The organism is Citrobacter sp. VF227 (assembly GCF_052950715.1).
The window spans coordinates 112439-129851 of record NZ_JBRFVF010000002.1 but is presented as its reverse complement, the minus strand read 5'-3'; the positions used below and the strand labels follow the sequence as shown (position 1 = coordinate 129851).

17 protein-coding genes are annotated in these 17413 nt (G+C 52.9%); 10 read left to right on the top strand and 7 right to left on the bottom strand.

What is annotated here, in order from left to right:
* Positions 1 to 29: 29 nt before the first annotated feature.
* The 3 genes from cbpM to dsbA all read right to left on the bottom strand — a co-directional run bounded on the left by cbpM (position 30) and on the right by dsbA (position 2061).
* Positions 30 to 323 (bottom strand): chaperone modulator CbpM, encoded by a 294-nt coding sequence (gene cbpM, locus ACU8YC_RS08130; protein ID WP_151217975.1) that lies wholly within the window; start codon positions 321 to 323, stop codon positions 30 to 32.
* The gene (cbpA, locus tag ACU8YC_RS08125; RefSeq protein ID WP_446895196.1) at positions 323 to 1243 is read right to left on the bottom strand and encodes a curved DNA-binding protein; all 921 of its coding nucleotides are present in this window, start codon (positions 1241 to 1243) and stop codon (positions 323 to 325) included. Before cbpA ends, cbpM begins: the two co-directional genes overlap by 1 nt.
* 194 nt (positions 1244 to 1437) lie before the next feature.
* Complete coding sequence (gene dsbA, locus ACU8YC_RS08120) at positions 1438 to 2061, bottom strand: thiol:disulfide interchange protein DsbA (RefSeq protein WP_151217977.1); 624 nt, start codon at positions 2059 to 2061, stop codon at positions 1438 to 1440.
* A 389-nt stretch (positions 2062 to 2450) separates the two neighbouring features.
* Between dsbA and ACU8YC_RS08115 the strand changes: the two genes are divergently transcribed.
* From ACU8YC_RS08115 to agp, 6 genes are all read left to right on the top strand, one after another.
* A complete protein-coding gene (locus tag ACU8YC_RS08115) occupies positions 2451 to 2855 on the top strand; it encodes a VOC family protein (protein ID WP_446895195.1) in 405 nt (134 codons plus the stop codon).
* 70 nt (positions 2856 to 2925) lie between these two features.
* A complete protein-coding gene (locus ACU8YC_RS08110) occupies positions 2926 to 3288 on the top strand; it encodes a copper resistance protein (protein ID WP_446895194.1) in 363 nt (120 codons plus the stop codon).
* A 48-nt stretch (positions 3289 to 3336) separates the two neighbouring features.
* Entirely contained in the window at positions 3337 to 5217 is a 1881-nt protein-coding gene (locus ACU8YC_RS08105; RefSeq protein WP_210904913.1) for a protein-disulfide reductase DsbD family protein, read from the top strand.
* Positions 5214 to 5837, top strand: a complete 624-nt coding sequence (locus ACU8YC_RS08100; protein WP_446895193.1) for a DsbA family protein — start codon at positions 5214 to 5216, stop codon at positions 5835 to 5837. Before ACU8YC_RS08105 ends, ACU8YC_RS08100 begins: the two co-directional genes overlap by 4 nt.
* Complete coding sequence (locus ACU8YC_RS08095) at positions 5827 to 6333, top strand: protein disulfide oxidoreductase (protein ID WP_278238789.1); 507 nt, start codon at positions 5827 to 5829, stop codon at positions 6331 to 6333. The genes ACU8YC_RS08100 and ACU8YC_RS08095 overlap by 11 nt, the downstream gene beginning before the upstream one ends.
* A gap of 249 nt (positions 6334 to 6582) precedes the next feature.
* Entirely contained in the window at positions 6583 to 7824 is a 1242-nt protein-coding gene (gene agp / locus ACU8YC_RS08090; protein WP_151217982.1) for a bifunctional glucose-1-phosphatase/inositol phosphatase, read from the top strand.
* Positions 7825 to 7862: 38 nt separating this feature from the next.
* Here the strand turns inward: agp and ACU8YC_RS08085 are convergent, their stop codons facing one another.
* Complete coding sequence (locus ACU8YC_RS08085; RefSeq protein WP_061067654.1) at positions 7863 to 8090, bottom strand: YccJ family protein; 228 nt, start codon at positions 8088 to 8090, stop codon at positions 7863 to 7865.
* Between the two features lie 20 nt (positions 8091 to 8110).
* Complete coding sequence (gene wrbA, locus ACU8YC_RS08080; RefSeq protein ID WP_003832057.1) at positions 8111 to 8707, bottom strand: NAD(P)H:quinone oxidoreductase; 597 nt, start codon at positions 8705 to 8707, stop codon at positions 8111 to 8113.
* A gap of 386 nt (positions 8708 to 9093) precedes the next feature.
* Here wrbA and ACU8YC_RS08075 point away from each other — a divergent pair, with 386 nt between their 5' ends.
* The 3 genes from ACU8YC_RS08075 to rutR all read left to right on the top strand — a co-directional run bounded on the left by ACU8YC_RS08075 (position 9094) and on the right by rutR (position 11040).
* On the top strand, positions 9094 to 9267 hold the full coding sequence (locus ACU8YC_RS08075; RefSeq protein WP_003036022.1) for a con-10 family general stress protein: 174 nt from the start codon (positions 9094 to 9096) through the stop codon (positions 9265 to 9267).
* Between the two features lie 161 nt (positions 9268 to 9428).
* A complete protein-coding gene (locus tag ACU8YC_RS08070) occupies positions 9429 to 10343 on the top strand; it encodes a DMT family transporter (RefSeq protein WP_187259687.1) in 915 nt (304 codons plus the stop codon).
* A 58-nt stretch (positions 10344 to 10401) separates the two neighbouring features.
* Positions 10402 to 11040, top strand: a complete 639-nt coding sequence (gene rutR / locus ACU8YC_RS08065) for an HTH-type transcriptional regulator RutR (RefSeq protein ID WP_151217983.1) — start codon at positions 10402 to 10404, stop codon at positions 11038 to 11040.
* Here rutR and ACU8YC_RS08060 read toward each other — a convergent pair.
* Both ACU8YC_RS08060 and putA read right to left on the bottom strand, forming a co-directional pair.
* The gene (locus ACU8YC_RS08060) at positions 11037 to 11432 is read right to left on the bottom strand and encodes a lysozyme inhibitor LprI family protein (RefSeq protein WP_187252689.1); all 396 of its coding nucleotides are present in this window, start codon (positions 11430 to 11432) and stop codon (positions 11037 to 11039) included. The genes rutR and ACU8YC_RS08060 overlap by 4 nt on opposite strands.
* A 58-nt stretch (positions 11433 to 11490) precedes the next feature.
* Positions 11491 to 15453, bottom strand: coding sequence for a trifunctional transcriptional regulator/proline dehydrogenase/L-glutamate gamma-semialdehyde dehydrogenase (putA, locus tag ACU8YC_RS08055; RefSeq protein ID WP_446895192.1), 3963 nt, complete (start codon positions 15451 to 15453; stop codon positions 11491 to 11493).
* A gap of 421 nt (positions 15454 to 15874) precedes the next feature.
* Between putA and putP the strand changes: the two genes are divergently transcribed.
* Positions 15875 to 17383 (top strand): sodium/proline symporter PutP, encoded by a 1509-nt coding sequence (gene putP, locus ACU8YC_RS08050; protein WP_446895191.1) that lies wholly within the window; start codon positions 15875 to 15877, stop codon positions 17381 to 17383.
* The last annotated feature ends 30 nt before the right edge of the window (positions 17384 to 17413 follow it).

The window sequence follows — 17413 nt, the reverse complement described above, 5'->3', positions numbered from 1 at the left end:
AGGGCCAGCCCCATGTCGGCCCTGAGAATTTAAGGATGACTGATAAAACGAGACAACCGCTGGCGCAGGAGGCGATTTTCCTGCCGCAGTTGAACGTTCTCTTCCAGCAACGTCAACGCAACGGCTATTCCTGGCCAGTCAAGCTCCAGTTCCTGACGCAGGCGCACCGCGCGACGCATTATGGTTAGCGCATGATCGTCGAACGTTTCGTCTTCATGGGGTTCTATCACTCCTAAGCCGACAATCTCATGCAGCTCCTCTTCTGATACCCCGGTGTACAGACAAAATTCGGTAATAGTAAAGGTGACGGTGACGTTAGCCATTATGCTTTCCCCCACTCTTTGCGCGGATCAAAGGACTTTTGTGCATCCGCCAGTTGCTGCCACAGGGCGGCGCTGGTGTCGTCTGGTTTTGGCGGCATGACGATTTTGATCACTGCATACAAATCGCCAGTGTGTTTTTTACTTACCAGGCCCTTGCCCTTAATGCGTAACCGCTGCCCGGCCTGGCTACCCGCTGGAATGGTCAGCAGGATGCTCTCTTTTAGCGTAGGAACCGTTACTTTCGCGCCCAATGCGGCTTCCCATGGTGCCAGAGGAACCACCACTTCAAGATCCTGATTAACGATGTCGAACAGCGGATGCGGTGCAATATGAATTACCAGCCACAAGTCACCGTTCGGCCCATCGTTTTCACCTGGGGTGCCCTGGCCTTTAAGACGGATACGCTGACCGTTGCCGACGCCAGCCGGAATTTTCACATTCAGCGTTTTGGGAATTTCACGTTCTACCATGCCGAATGCGTTGTAGACCGGCAGGTTGTAACTGATCGTGCGGCTATGCTCAGTAAGCGTTTCTTCCAGGAACACCGCAACTTCAATTTCAATATCGTGTCCGCGGCTGGCATGACGCTGGCGCGGCTGGTGTGCATGCTGACCAAAAATGGAGGAGAAGATATCGTCGAAATCTTCGGCGCTGTAGCTTTGCCCCTCACCTTGCTGGAATTGACGGTTGAACTGTGGGTCGTTGCGATGCTGCCACAGCTGGTCGTACTCGGCACGTCGCTGTTCATCACTCAGGACTTCCCAGGCTTCAGCAACCTCTTTAAACCGGGCCTCAGCGTCAGTCTCTTTGCTGACATCAGGATGATATTTACGGGCGAGTCGACGATAGGCGGTCTTGATTGTCTTGAGATCGTCTGTCGGTTTCACGCCCATAATGGCGTAATAATCCTTTAATTCCATAGCGTTCTCTCGTGTAAATCAACACTTGAAGAAGGTGTACCCCGACAACAGGTAACACCGCTAAGTTTAGGGTAATCCTGATAACGGCGAATGCCAACCGGGAAGAAAGGATATTGGTATAAATGATGTGATTGCGCACCACCAACAGCGCTTTTTGCCAGTTGTGTGGTGCGAAAAGTGAGATTAGCGAAAGGTCAGGATTTGGTGATCAGATAGCGGACCGTATCTGCGTAGCTCTTCACAAAAGAGTTCAGGTCATCCGATTTCAGTCCTTTCGGATTGATCATATATTTACCGTTGATAAAAATGGCGGGCACACCGGTTAAATCTACAGCTTTAGCCATTTCTTGCTGTTTTGCGGTTAGTGATTTCACGGCAAAACTGTTCCATGCGGCATCATAATCACTGGCGCTGACGCCCGCGCTGATAAATACGTTACGAATATCGTCCGCTGTTTTAATGGTTTGTTTTTTCTGCACGGCATCAAAAAGCAACGGTTTAACTTTATCTTGTACATTCAACAGCATGGCGACGGACCAGGCATGCGTCATGTCTTGCCCCAACGGGCCTAAAAAGTCGACATGGTATTCGGTGAGTTTTACATCAGCAGGCAAGACTTTTTTCACGTTATCGGTGATTTCAAAAACTTCATCGTACTGATAACAGGAAGGGCAATAGAATGAGAAAAACTTCAATGCAGCTGGTGCGGAAGCGACAGGTTTTTCCAGTGAGATGAACTCTTTGCCGTCGGTAAATGATGCTGCCTGGGCGCTCATTGTAAAAAGTAACGCAATCAGGGGTAATAAATATTTTTTCATTTCCATATACTCTAAATAACATTTAACAAACAAATTTCGGCGAATGAATACACCATTCATTGCGTCTGGCTATAATACGATAATGACCTGAAAATGCGCTGACCCTTACTTTCATTTACGCATTCGTAAGTTGTGGTCATTATTTATGTGCAGTCATAGAAATACTCACGGGTATTCTTCGCAAATAGTGAATAATAACTTCCGTGATATTTATGTGGTTATTTTTAGCAATGTTATAGTGTAATGAATAAAGGCGAAAATAGAGTCATTATCATTTCGCTTGTAAAACGTGAGTGGTAAGGCGTTGCGCATACATTATGCCAAAGTATCTGAAAGATTTTCTTGTCGCACAGGAATGAATAGGGTAAGTGTCAGAGACGAGCAACCAAATGGATATCGTTATGATTGACCGCCTGGATCACCTGGTACTGACCACCAATAATGAAGAGGCTTGCGTACGTTTTTATGTCGAACTATTAGGGATGAGGCTGGAAACTTTCGCGCAAGGGCGCAAAGCCTTCGTCTTTGGTAATCAAAAGATTAACCTCCACATTCGGGGAAAAGAGTTTGAACCCAAAGCTTATCTGCCTACACCGGGGGCGCTGGATCTGTGTTTTATCACCACGCGTACGCTGGATGAAGTGATGGCAACGTTTCAAACGCATGGGATCGATATCGTTGAGGGACCGGTGGCGCGCACTGGCGCGACAGGAGTGATTCGCTCGGTTTACATCAGAGATCCCGATCTTAATCTGATTGAAATTGCGGTATATCCAGCCGACAGCAGGACATAACTTTACAGCACAAAGGTTGCCAAAACCTGGCGAGTGGTTAAGATAACTCGCATCAATCAGTGAGGGTATAATGGCGAAACGTCAACGGATGGGATGGTGGTTCCTCTGTCTGGCATGTGTTGTGGTGATGGTTTGCACCGCACAACGCATGGCAGTTCTGCATGCGTTGCAGATGAACACTGTTGCCGCCAGCATTGTCGTAAGCGCACCCGCGCAGACCGATGAGGCCTCACCCGTTACCCCGTGTGAACTGAGCGCGAAGTCGTTACTTGCCGCACCTCCTGTACTGTTTGAAGGCGCTATTCTGGTGCTGTGTCTGCTTTTGTCGCTGCTGGCGCCAGTGCGGGCATTTCGTTTGCCTTTTTTCCCACCGCGAGCCATCTCGCCCCCCACTCTCAGGGTACATCTGCGATTTTGTGTCTTCCGTGAATGACAGAACAGCTGTTGCTGACTGTTAGATAATTATTCACGGAGAAAATTTATGATGACTGTTTTCAGGCAGGCGCTGTTCTGTCTGTTATTGCTATGGCTGCCCGTATCCTGGGCGGCTGAACCCGGCTGGCTGCGTTCACCCGATAACGATCACGCCAGCGTACGGTTACGCGCTGATACGTCCGCTGGTGGCGAAACCCGTCTGTTGCTGGATGTTAAACTGGAAGATGGCTGGAAAACTTACTGGCGTTCGCCGGGTGAGGGCGGGGTCGCACCTTCTGTCGCCTGGCAAGGGGAAATGCCCGTGGTCGACTGGTTCTGGCCAACCCCTGCACGCTTTGAAGTTGCAAACATTACTACCCAGGGGTATCACGATCAGGTGACGTTCCCAATGGTTGTGCGCGGCAGATCACCTGCCACGCTCAACGGTATTTTGACGCTATCTACCTGTAGCAACGTATGCCTGCTGACGGATTTTCCCTTTTCCGTGACGCCCACAGCTCAGGACCCGGCTTTTGCGCATGACTATGCTCAGGCGATGGGGCAGGTTCCGCTGGCCAGCGGCCTGACCGATGCTCTGAGCGCCGGCGCGCGGGCGGGAGAGTTAGTCGTCGAAGCTCATCGCCAGGGCGGCTGGACTCAGCCTGAACTTTTTCTGGATACCGTTGATGATGCGGATTTTGGTATGCCGCAAATTCACGTCGAAGGTGAGACCCTACGCGCTACGGTACCTGTTCATGACGGTTGGGGGGAAGGCGCGCCGGATTTACGCGGTAAGTCAGTCACGCTGGTTCTGGCGGATAACGGTGTTGCCCAGGAAAGTCGTCTTACGATTGGCGAAGCCCCGGTTATTGAAAACGCCTCACTCCCGTTGTGGCAGGTGGTGTTAATGGCGTTATTGGGCGGTTTGATTCTCAACCTGATGCCCTGTGTGTTACCGGTTCTGGGCATGAAGCTGGGCTCAATTTTGCTTGTTGAGGAAAAAAGCCGTCGCCAGATCCGCCGTCAGTTTCTGGCATCGGTAGCCGGAATACTGGTTTCCTTTATGGCCCTGGCGCTATTGATGACGGTGTTGCGTTTAACCAATCAGGCGCTCGGCTGGGGGATCCAGTTTCAGAATCCGTGGTTCATTGGCGTGATGGTATTGGTGATGCTGACGTTCAGTGCCAGCCTGTTTGGTTGGTTTGAATTCCGCCTGCCGTCGGCGATGACCACGACGCTGGCGACTCACGGCGGCAACGGCCTGTCGGGACATTTCTGGCAAGGCGCATTTGCGACGCTGCTTGCTACGCCGTGCAGCGCCCCGTTTCTGGGAACAGCGGTGGCGGTAGCTTTAACCGCTTCGCTGCCAACATTGTGGGGGCTGTTTATCGCACTTGGGGTGGGGATGAGCTTGCCGTGGCTGCTCGTGGCCCTGCGTCCCGGTCTGGCGCTGCGTTTGCCGCGTCCAGGGCGCTGGATGAATATTTTGCGGCGTCTGCTCGGTGTGATGATGCTGGGTTCGGCTATCTGGCTTGCGACACTGCTGCTCCCGCATTTAGGGTTTGGTGGGCAAAGTGGCGCGAAAGAAAGCGTGAACTGGCAACCGCTAAGCGAGCAGGCGATAGAGGATGCACTGGCGCAACATAAGCGCGTGTTCATTGACGTGACTGCCGACTGGTGCATTACCTGTAAAGTAAATAAATACAACGTCTTGAATACAGATGACGTACAAGCCGCTTTACAACAACCGGATGTGGTGGCGTTGCGCGGCGACTGGACACTCCCTTCTGAAGCCATCACCGAATTTCTCAAAAAACGCGGCCAGGTTGCTGTGCCGTATAACCAAATTTATGGCCCCGGTCTGCCGGAAGGCCAGGCGTTACCCACGTTGTTAACCCGCGATGCGGTACTGCAAACGCTGACCAATGCCCAAGGAGTCACTCCATGAAGATGATGATTGTTCTGCTGTTAACCCTGTTTTCTGCCGTCAGCGTAGCGAAAGAGCCAGCACCGTTTACTCCGGAACAGGAAAAGCAAATTGAAGCATTAATTCAGGAAGCCCTGTTCAACGATCCCAACAGCCCGCGGATTGGCGCAAAGCAGGCAAAACTGACCCTGATAAACTTCACTGATTACAACTGCCCATACTGCAAGCAACTGGATCCGATGCTGGAAAAAATAGTGCAGAAATACCCTGACGTGGCGGTAGTGATTAAACCGTTACCGTTTAAAGGGGAAAGTTCGGAACTTGCGGCGCGGACCGTGCTGACTACCTGGCGTGAGCATCCGCAGCAGTTTCCGGCGCTACATGAAAAACTGATGCAGAAGAAAGGTTACCATACCGACGTCAGCATCAAACAGGCGCAGGAAAGAGCGGGTGTCAATCCGGTGACGTTGGACGCCCAAAGTGCGGAAACGCTGAGCACTAACCTGCAATTGGCGCGGCTGGTGGGTGTGCAGGGAACTCCCGCAACGATTATTGGCGATGAACTTATTCCCGGTGTAGTGCCGTGGGAAACTCTTGAGGAAGTGGTAAAAGAAAAGCTGGCGGCGGCCAATGCTCAGTAAGCTGCGCCGCTGGCTGCGCGAAGGACTGATTTTACTGGCGCTGTTGGCAGGGACGATGCTACTGATGGATGTCTGGCGCGCGCCGCAGGTCCCTGCCTCTTTTGACAGCACGCATTTGCAAACGCTGGAGGGGGAAACCGTCACCCTGGCGACGCTCAGTAAAGACAAACCGGTGTTGCTCTATTTCTGGGCGAGCTGGTGCGGTGTATGTCGCTTTACAACGCCGGAAGTTGCCAGACTGCGTTCAGAAGGGGAAAACGTGATGACCATTGCGTTACGCTCCGGAAGTGAAGCCGAGGTATCTCGCTGGCTGTTGCATAAAGGCGTGGAGTTTCCGGTGATCAATGATGCGAACGGAGCCATCTCCCGTAGTTGGGATATTAGCGTCACACCGACATTGGTGGTGATGTCACAAGGACGGGTAGTATCAACAACCAGCGGTTGGACCAGCTACTGGGGCATGAAGCTTCGGTTGTGGTGGGCGAAAACGTTCTGATATTCGTGCCGGGGAAACCCGGCATTTTTTTATCATTCCCCGTAAATGGGAAGACATATTTCGTTGCCTGGCGAAGCTGGCACGGCGTTCAACGTCCAGAACAGGTTATCTTCGCTTTTCAGGAAAATTGAAAGTGAGTTCGGCGTTAAAACAACGCGGTAGATGATTCGTTTTGCGAAAGCGTTCCCGGAAAAATGTCATATTTCTGTCACACTCTGTTGTGATTGATAACAACAAGAGGTCGTAGGGATGAATAAATCGTTAATCGCCGCAGCCGTGGCAGGGGCTGTATTACTGTCTACCGCCGCGCAGGCTCAGACCGCGCCGGAAGGCTATCAGCTTCAACAAGTATTGATGATGAGTCGGCATAACTTACGCGCACCTTTAGCCAATAACGGCAGCGTTCTTGAACAGTCCACCCCCAAGCAATGGCCAGAATGGGATGTCCCCGGCGGACAACTGACTACTAAAGGCGGTGTGCTGGAAATCTATATGGGCCACTATATGCGGGAGTGGCTGGCAGAGCAGGGGATGGTGAAATCGGGCGAATGTCCGGCACCGGATACAGTCTATACCTATGCTAACAGTCTGCAGCGTACGGTCGCCACGGCGCAGTTCTTTGTCACCGGCGCTTTCCCTGGTTGTGACGTTCCGGTTCATCATCAGGAAAAAATGGGTACCATGGATCCCACCTTTAACCCGGTGATCACCGATGATTCTGCCGCCTTCAGCCAGCAGGCCGTTCAGGCAATGGAGAAAGAGCGTAGCAAAATGCAGCTCAACGACAGCTATCAGTTGCTTGAGCAAATGACCGACTACAAGGACTCACCGTCCTGTAAAGAAAAGCAGCAGTGTTCCCTGACCGATGCCAAAGATACGTTCAGCGCGAAATATCAGCAGGAGCCTGGTGTTTCGGGGCCGCTGAAGGTGGGGAATTCGCTGGTTGATGCCTTCACGTTGCAATATTACGAAGGTTTCCCGATGGACCAGGTCGCCTGGGGCGAGATTAAATCCGATCAACAATGGAAGGTATTGTCGAAGCTGAAAAACGGCTATCAGGACAGCCTGTTCACCTCCCCTGAAGTGGCGCAGAACGTCGCCAAACCGCTGGTGAAATATATTGATAATGCGTTGGTTACGGAACGCGTGAAAGCGCCGAAAATTACCGTGTTGGTGGGCCATGACTCAAACATCGCATCGCTGCTCACTGCGCTGGATTTCAAACCATACCAGCTTCACGATCAGAACGAGCGTACGCCGATTGGCGGGAAGATAGTCTTCCAGCGCTGGCATGACAGTAACGCGAATCGTGACCTGATGAAGATCGAATACGTGTATCAGAGCTCGCAGCAGTTGCGTAATGCTGAGGCCCTGACGCTGAAGTCTCCGGCGCAGCGCGTAACGCTGGAGCTGAAAGGCTGCCCGATAGATGCGGATGGTTTTTGTCCGATAGATAAGTTCGACAGCGTGTTGAATGAGGCGGCGAAGTAAAAGAAAAACTCCCCCGCGAGCGCGGGGGAGTCAGAGCGCTAGACGTTTTTGCGTTCGATAGTCTGTTCACCCCAAAAGAGCGAATCTTTGTCTGTTTTCTCAAAGGCTTTGATGAGTACTTCGTCGCTACCTTCTTCCCAAATTTTTTCCGCCAGTTTCTCGTCATAATTCGCGACTTCAAAAATGGCTTCGGCTATTTCCGGCGATGTATTGCGCAGACTTGCCCATTCACCGACGTGATGAGCTTTCGCTTCTTGAGTTGGCATTCGAATCCTCCTGTTGAAGATTAGCCGTTGAGTTTTACTGCCAGACCCGCGACATATTCACCCTGATAGCGGGCGATAGATAATTCTTCCTGACTTGGCTGGCGAGAGCCGTCGCCTCCGGCGATGGTCGTTGCGCCGTAAGGTGTACCGCCGCGAACTTGAGAGACATCAAACAGTTCTTGCGCCGCGTAACCGATGGGCACAATCACCATCCCATGGTGGGCAAGCGTAGTCCAGGTTGAGGTGATGGTTTGTTCCTGGCCACCACCGGTGCCCGTTGAGCTGAATACGCTGGCGAGTTTGCCGTACAGGCCGCCAGAAGCCCACAGTCCGCCAGTCTGGTCGAGGAAGGTGCGCATCTGGCCGGACATATTGCCAAAGCGTGTCGGGGTACCAAAAATAATGGCGTCGTAATCAGCCAGTTCTTGCGGGGTTGCGACTGGTGCGTTTTGGGTTTTGCCGCCAGCCTTGAGGAAAATCTCAGGCTGCATGGTCTCTGGTACGCGCTTAATAATCACTTCCGCACCATCTACCTTATTTGCGCCTTCTGCGACTGCATGGGCCATAGTTTCAATGTGTCCGTACATGGAATAATAAAGCACCAGAACTTTTGCCATTTTACACTACTCCTCGAGTTAACCGTGTCCGTAGCGATTCGCTACCTACATTTAAAGATATGACGTACTGTCAGGAGTGCAAATTTCACAATCACTTCTTTGATTTATAACAATTTTTACACAACCATGTTTTGTAGCAAAATGATACATATTTAAACGGGCTGATTTCAGTAATGATAAGAAAGGCTTATTGATTTCTTGTGGTGATTATTTGTATATCGCCACTTATCCTGTTGCAGAATATTACAGCCAGCCATTGTTCAGGCCATGCTTCACTATGCTTGATCCCACGCAGTTATTTTCAGGGCATCGCCCATAACGCTGCGTGAGGTATCACTCCTCAGTACCTATGCAATATGATGTCTAAACAATGACGGAGGTCAGTAATGGCAAACCATCGGGGCGGTTCCGGTAACTTTGCGGAAGACCGCGAAAGAGCATCAGAAGCAGGTCGAAAAGGTGGCCAGCACAGCGGGGGCAACTTTAAGAATGACCCGCAACGCGCTTCAGAGGCAGGCAAAAAAGGGGGCAAAAATAGCCACGGCAACAACAAATCGTAATTGCCAGGTTATCTGTCAGATATAGCGTGACGGCTGAGGATCAGAGTCAGACGTTACGAAGCCACCGCCGCCGGGTTTTTCCGGCGGTTTTTTTTATCTGCAAGGTTGAACTGTAACAAAACGCAACGCAGACTAACGATATTCAGTTAATCGGGTGTCTCATGTCATTACTTTCTCGTTATTCCTTCTCTGTTAAACCTCAGGAAGCGATCCTTATTGTGATCACCATGTTCTGGGGTGGCACGTTTCTGGCGGTGCAATATGCCGTTACCCTGAGCGGACCTTTTTTCTTTGTTGGCGTACGTTTTGCCACCGCTGCGCTGGCGGTCGCGCTTTTGTCGTTACGCACATTGCATCAGCTAACGTGGCTGGAATTCAAAGCAGGGGTGGCAATCGGTATCGCCATTGCGCTGGGCTATAGTCTGCAAACATGGGGACTACAGTTTATTCCCAGCAGTAAATCGGCGTTTATTACTGCGATGTACGTGCCGTTGGTACCGCTTTTACAATGGTTGTGTCTGGGACGTATGCCCGGACTGATGCCGTGTATCGGTATTGTTCTGGCCTTTATCGGGTTGATTTTCCTTGCCGGGCCGGGAGGCAATGTGTTGGCTTTAGGCGAAGGGGAGTGGATAACGCTCGCTGGCGCGGTGGCGATTGCGGCGGAAATTATCCTGATTAGCGCGTGGGCGGGGAAAGTGGATGTGCGGCGGGTAACGGTGGTACAACTGGCAACTGCTTCTATCGTGGCGTTTATTGCGATGGCCCCTGCCGGAGAGTCCGTACCGTCGATGTCTACCGGATTGCTGGTTGTGGCGTTGGGGCTGGGGATTTTCAGTGCGATTATCCAGGTTACCATGAACTGGGCGCAGCGCAGCGTTTCGCCGACGCGCGCGACGGTCATTTATACCGGCGAGCCGGTATGGGCAGGGATCTTTGGTCGTCTGGCGGGGGAACGCTTACCGCTCCTGGCTTTGCTCGGCGCGGCCTTCATTATTGTTGGCGTGCTGGTCAGTGAACTAAAGTTCAAAAAGAAAAAAACGGTGGTACAAGAGGTACCGCCGGAGTCGCTTTAATTTAACCATTCACCGCGTGATTTGGTATGCTGACGCCCTCACAAGAAGGAGAGGGCGCATGGTTCAACGCGCAGAGAAAAAAACAGGTAAGCGCTCGCAGGCCGTCAGTGCAAAACGCCAGGCCATATTAACCGCGGCATTAAATATCTTCTCCCAATATGGGATCCACGGCACGCGCCTCGAACAGGTCGCTGAGCAGGCGGGGGTGTCAAAAACCAATCTGCTTTATTACTACTCGTCAAAAGAGGTGCTTTATATTGCCGTTTTACGGCAAATCCTCGACATCTGGCTGGCACCGTTGAAGGCGTTTCGCGAAGACTTTGCGCCGCTGGTGGCCATCAAAGAATATATTCGTCTTAAGCTGGAAGTGTCCCGGGATTACCCTCAGGCGTCACGGCTGTTTTGTATGGAGATGCTGGCAGGCGCACCGTTGTTGATGGCTGAATTAACGGGCGATCTCAAAACGCTGATTGATGAGAAGTCCGCGCTGATCGCCGGGTGGATTAAAAGCGGGAAGCTGGCGCCGGTCGATCCGCACCATCTGATTTTTATGATTTGGGCATCAACCCAGCATTACGCCGATTTTGCTCCACAGGTGGAGGCGGTGACGGGCGCAACGCTGCGTGATGAAGCCTTTTTTAACCAAACCGTTGAGAGCGTGCAGCGGATGATTATTGAAGGGATCCGCGTGCGTTAACCGGCCGGCGGTAACGGACAGCTTAAATCACCTTCTTCGCACTGTAAGAGCGAGGCGAGAAACGCTTCGCGCTCGTTGGTTTTATCCGTCAGGCACTGGCTGGATATCATCGCCTGGACACTGCCGCCTTCTGTACCGGAACTGATTAACGCACAGTCCGCATCGCGCAAGGTTATCCATGCGTTTTGCGCTTTTTTCAGTAAATCGCGCTGAGTTGGGGCGGCGCGCTTCAGCGCATTCTGATAGGTTTCATTCAGTTTGGCATCTGCCGTCTTAAACTGTTCTGCCGCACAGGTGTTCATTTCAATCTGCGTGTTCGCGCTGGCGCAGTCATCCGCCAGTACCTGGCCGCTAAGCAGCAGCGCTGCACATGTCAGTAAAATTCGTTTCATGTTTCCCTCTGACTTTACAAAAAAGGCCCCGTTACCGGAGCCTTAATTAACCACAACCTTAACCGATTGTCATCAGGCTGGCGTTCCCCCCGGCAGCGGCGGTATTGACGCTCAGGGAGCGCTCAATGTACAGCCTCTCCAGCAGAATATTGCTTTCGCCGCGGGCAAAGCCCTGGACCGAGACAATCGCCCCTTCGCGGGCCGCCACCGCTTCGCACAATGCGCGAAGCTGATCGGAATCACCGTGGAAAATAACGGCATCAAACGGCTGCGAGATGATGTTGTCTGCTTTGGCAAACTGAATGCGCCCGGAAACCTCAGTTGGCAGGCGTTTTGCCAGGTCGCGATGGAATGCATCATCAGGCCACAGGATTAAGCTACCTACGGAAGCCACGGCGGCAACCTGTACCAGTGCATCTTGTTCGTCATCGGCAATACATAGCACGCGTTCGCGCGGCAACAGCGTCCAGGTATTGCGCTCGCCGGTGGGGCCTGGCAGCAGACGTTGGGTACCGGCTTGCGCCAGTTCGCCAAACTGCTGGCAGAGCGCACGCAGCGATGGACGATCGGTTGCCCATTCACTGAGCGCTTCCAGCGGCTGAATGAGTGCAGTTTTTAGCTGCGCATCAACCGGGTAGTCTGCATCCTGACGCGCAAGCGTGATGCCTAACGCATTTTCCGGACGGTTAGCCAGCAGGCGATACAGATACAGCGGTCCACCTGCTTTTGGCCCGGTTCCTGACAAGCCTTCGCCGCCGAATGGCTGCACGCCGACGACGGCACCGACCATATTGCGGTTAACGTACAAGTTACCCACATGTGCCGATCCCGTGACCTGGGCAATGGTTTCATCGATACGGGTGTGCACACCCAACGTCAGGCCGTAGCCGGAGGCATTAATTTGCTCAATGAGGCTGCCCAGATTGTTACGGGTGAAACGCACGACATGCAGTACCGGGCCGAACACCTCCTTTTGTAATTCGTCGAAGCTTTCCAGCTCGATAAGCGTTGGCGCGATAAAGGTACCGGTTTGCCATTCACGGGCATCGTCGCTGTTTTCACGCACGGCCTGGAATACCGGACGTCCTTTGGCGCGCATAGTCTGAATGTGGCGCTCAATATTGCTTTTCGCTTCTTCATCGATAACCGGCCCGATATCGGTAGTCAGGCGGCCCGGGTTGCCCATGCGGCATTCCGCCATCGCGCCGCGCAGCATTTTCAGCGTGTGGTCGGCCACATCATCCTGCAGACACAGGACGCGCAGCGCGGAGCAGCGCTGTCCGGCACTGTCAAATGCAGAGGCCAGGACGTCGACCACGACCTGTTCCGTCAGGGCGGAGGAGTCGACAATCATTGCGTTCATCCCACCCGTTTCGGCGATAAGTGGGATTGGGCGCCCCTGAGCATCAAGGCGGGTTGCGATATTGCGTTGTAACAGCGTGGCGACTTCTGTGGAGCCGGTAAACATCACGCCGCGAACGCGCTCATCGGAAGTGAGCTGCGCCCCAACGGTTTCACCCTGACCGGGCAACAGTTGCACCACGCCCGGAGGGACTCCCGCTTCAAGCAAGATTGCGATGCCCTGAGCGGCAATCAGCGGGGTTTGTTCTGCCGGTTTCGCCAGCACGCTATTGCCCGCTGCCAGCGCGGCGGCAATCTGTCCGGTGAAAATAGCCAGCGGGAAGTTCCATGGGCTGATACAGACCACCGGGCCTAATGGACGATGAGTTTCATTATCAAAGTCATCGCGGACCTGGCCGGCATAATAGTGCAGGAAGTCGACCGCTTCGCGTACTTCCGCAATGGCGTTGCTGAAGGTTTTACCTGCTTCACGCACCAGGATGCCAATCAACTGCTGCATCTGACCTTCCATCAGCACGGCGGCGCGATGCAAAATAGCGGCGCGCTCCTGGGGCGGCGTGGCGAACCAGATCGGCGCGTTATTTACCGCGTTCTGCAACGCCAGTTCCACTTCGCTGTGTGTCGCTTCACGCACGTAACCGACAATGTCTTTCGGTTCAGCCGGGTTGACGACTGGCGTCATTTCACCGTCAGCGACCGGTTGTTCGAGCATTGGTTTGGCGTGCCATTTTTGTAGCGCGCTGTTGAGCAGGGCAGAAGACAGCGAGGCCAGACGATGTTCGTTAGCTAAATCCAGTCCGCCTGAGTTTTCCCGGCCTTTACCGTACAGGTCTCGCGGTAGGGCAATCTTCGGATGCGGCAGCCCGGCCTGACCTTCCTGCTGTGCCAGTTTTTCAACGGCTTCAACAGGATCGGCAACCAGTTCATCCAGCGGCAGGGTGGTGTCTGCAATACGGTTGACGAATGAGGTGTTGGCGCCGTTTTCCAGCAGACGACGCACCAGGTACGCCAGCAGCGTTTCGTGCGTGCCGACCGGCGCATAAATGCGGCATGGACGGTTCAACTTGCCATCAGCGACTTTGCCGGTGACCTGCTCATATAGCGGCTCACCCATGCCGTGCAGGCACTGGAACTCGTACTGCCCTGGGTAGTAGTTTTGACCCGCTAACTGATAAATGGCCGCCAGCGTATGGGCGTTGTGGGTGGCAAACTGTGGGTAGATCAGGTTGGGGACGGCCAGCAGTTTTTTCGCACAGGCCAGATAGGAGACGTCGGTGTACACCTTACGGGTGTAGACCGGATACCCCTCAAGACCGTCCATCTGAGCGCGTTTGATTTCGCTATCCCAGTACGCGCCTTTGACCAGGCGGATCATCAGTCGGCGGCGGCTGCGTGTAGCCAGATCAATGAGATAATCAATCACATACGGGCAGCGCTTCTGGTAAGCCTGGATTACAAAGCCAATCCCGTTCCAGCCCGCCAGCTCAGGTTCAAAGCACAGTTTTTCCAGCAGATCGAGGGAGATCTCCAGTCGGTCGGCTTCTTCAGCGTCAATGTTAATGCCGATATCGTACTGACGTGCCAGCAGAGTAAGCGATTTCAGTCGAGGATAGAGCTCGTCCATGACGCGGTCATACTGCGCGCGGCTATAACGTGGATGCAGCGCCGACAGTTTGATAGAAATACCTGGTCCTTCATAGATACCACGACCGTTCGAGGCTTTACCAATGGCGTGGATCGCCTGTTGGTATGAAACCATATAAGCCTGAGCATCAGCGGCGGTCAGCGCCGCTTCGCCCAGCATGTCATAAGAGTAGCGGAAGCCTTTTTCTTCCAGTTTACGCGCATTAGCCAGCGCTTCGGCGATGGTCTCCCCGGTGACAAACTGCTCACCCATTAAGCGCATTGCCATATCGACGCCTTTACGCACCAGCGGTTCACCGCTCTTGCCGATAATACGATTCAGTGAGCGTGAGAGACTGGCTTCGTTATGCGTAGAAACCAAACGACCGGTAAACAACAACCCCCAGGTCGCCGCGTTGACGAACAGGGACGGGCTGCGTCCAATGTGCGACTGCCAGTTACCGTTGCTGATTTTGTCGCGGATTAACGCATCGCGGGTTGCCTTATCAGGAATACGCAACAAGGCTTCGGCCAGACACATTAGCGCGACACCTTCCTGCGAAGAAAGAGAGAACTCCTGCAATAAACCCTGTACCATCCCGGCGCGCCCGCTGGCGGTCTTCTGGTTGCGCAGTTTATCGGCCAGGCTGTACGCCAGCTTATGCGCCTGCTCGGCGATGGGCTGCGGCAGGCGAGCCTGCTCCATCAGCATTGGCACTGCGTCGGTTTCGGCACGGCGGTACGCGGCGGTAATTGCTGCGCGTGAAACAGACTGTGGCAGGATCTGTTCGGCGAACTCCAGGAAAGGCTGATACGCTTCATTCTGCAGCGTGGTGGATTCCTCACCCTCATTCGCAGCGCCCGCCAGCAGAGCTGGCAGTTCAGGAAGCGCATCGTCATTTTCCAGTCTTTCGAGATAATTAAAGATGGCTTGCTTAATCAGCCAGTGTGGTGTGCGATCGATTCGTGATGCTGCTGTTTTAATACGCTCGCGAGTGGCGTCATCCAGCTTAACCCCCATCGTGGTGGTTCCCATGCCATTTACTCCTGTTGTACTTAAATACGGGTCTGATAGTTACCGAGAAATATCCATCATGTTGCAACTTTGTGCAACCATGTTAAATGTGACTTGGTTTGCAAGCTTGGAAATGAATGAAATGTTAATAAATATGATCGTTATGCCAGGGACTGAAAAAGTTACTGAATCTTTTTCTCTGCGGTAGTTAACACTTTTAAAAGGTGCAACCGAAAAAAATGTGAGAGAGTGCAACCTACAGAAAAATGCTATCTACTCTGGATTAAATTTGATGTAAATGGTGTGTTAAATCGATTGTGAATAACCATCGCTTCCGGCAGGATACGGTCGCCTGGTAAACATAGATATCTTTGCCACGTTCCGGCAGGGTAATAAAACGGCAAGCCACGGCATTGCTGATACATAATTTTGGAGAGTTTTGATGGCTATTAGCACACCGATGTTAGTGACATTCTGTGTCTATATTTTCGGCATGATATTGATAGGGTTTATTGCATGGCGTTCGACCAAAAACTTTGACGATTACATTCTTGGTGGGCGCAGTCTGGGTCCATTCGTGACCGCGTTATCCGCTGGGGCATCTGACATGAGCGGCTGGCTGCTGATGGGGCTGCCTGGCGCAATTTTCCTGTCGGGGATTTCAGAAAGCTGGATCGCTATCGGTCTTATTTTGGGCGCATGGATCAACTGGAAACTGGTGGCCGGACGTTTACGCGTACACACCGAATACAATAACAATGCACTGACGTTACCGGATTACTTTACCGGACGCTTTGAAGATAAAAGCCGGATTCTGCGTATTATCTCCGCGCTGGTTATTCTGCTGTTTTTCACCATCTATTGTGCTTCCGGTATTGTGGCAGGGGCGCGTCTGTTTGAAAGCACCTTTGGTATGAGCTACGAAACCGCGCTGTGGGCGGGGGCGGCCGCGACTATCATTTACACCTTTATCGGTGGTTTCCTGGCGGTAAGCTGGACCGATACTGTCCAGGCCAGCCTGATGATTTTCGCCCTGCTCCTGACGCCGGTGATGGTTATTATTGGCGTGGGTGGGTTCGATGATTCACTGGAAGTGATTAAACAAAAGAGCATTGAGAACGTGGACATGTTCAAAGGGCTGAATTTTGTTGCCATCATTTCGCTGATGGGCTGGGGTCTGGGCTATTTCGGTCAGCCGCATATTCTGGCGCGCTTTATGGCGGCAGATTCTCATCATAGTATTGTTCATGCTCGCCGTATCAGTATGGCCTGGATGATCCTCTGTCTGGCAGGAGCAGTTGCCGTTGGCTTCTTTGGTATCGCTTACTTTAACAACAATCCGACGTTGGCCGGTGCCGTTAATCAGAACGCCGAGCGCGTGTTTATTGAACTGGCGCAAATCCTGTTCAACCCGTGGATTGCCGGTATTCTGCTGTCTGCGATCCTCGCTGCGGTGATGTCGACGCTGAGCTGCCAGCTGCTGGTATGCTCGAGTGCAATCACTGAAGATTTGTACAAAGCGTTCCTGCGTAAAAATGCCAGCCAGAAAGAGCTGGTTTGGATTGGTCGCATCATGGTGCTGGTCGTGGCGCTGGTGTCTATCGCGCTGGCGGCGAACCCGGAGAACCGCGTGCTGGGCTTGGTAAGCTACGCCTGGGCGGGCTTCGGCGCGGCGTTTGGTCCGGTGGTTCTGTTCTCCGTAATGTGGTCGCGCATGACCCGTAACGGCGCGTTAGCAGGGATGATCATCGGTGCGGTAACGGTAATCGTCTGGAAGCAGTTCGCCTGGCTGGGTCTGTATGAAATCATCCCGGGCTTTGTTTTCGGCAGCATCGGTATTGTGGTCTTCAGCCTGTTGGGTAAAGCACCTTCAACTGCTATGCAGCAACGTTTTGCCGAGGCTGACGCCCATTATCACTCAGCTCCGCCATCGCGTTTACAGGCAGAATAATTTATCTCCTGTCCCTGAAGCCCGCCGTGC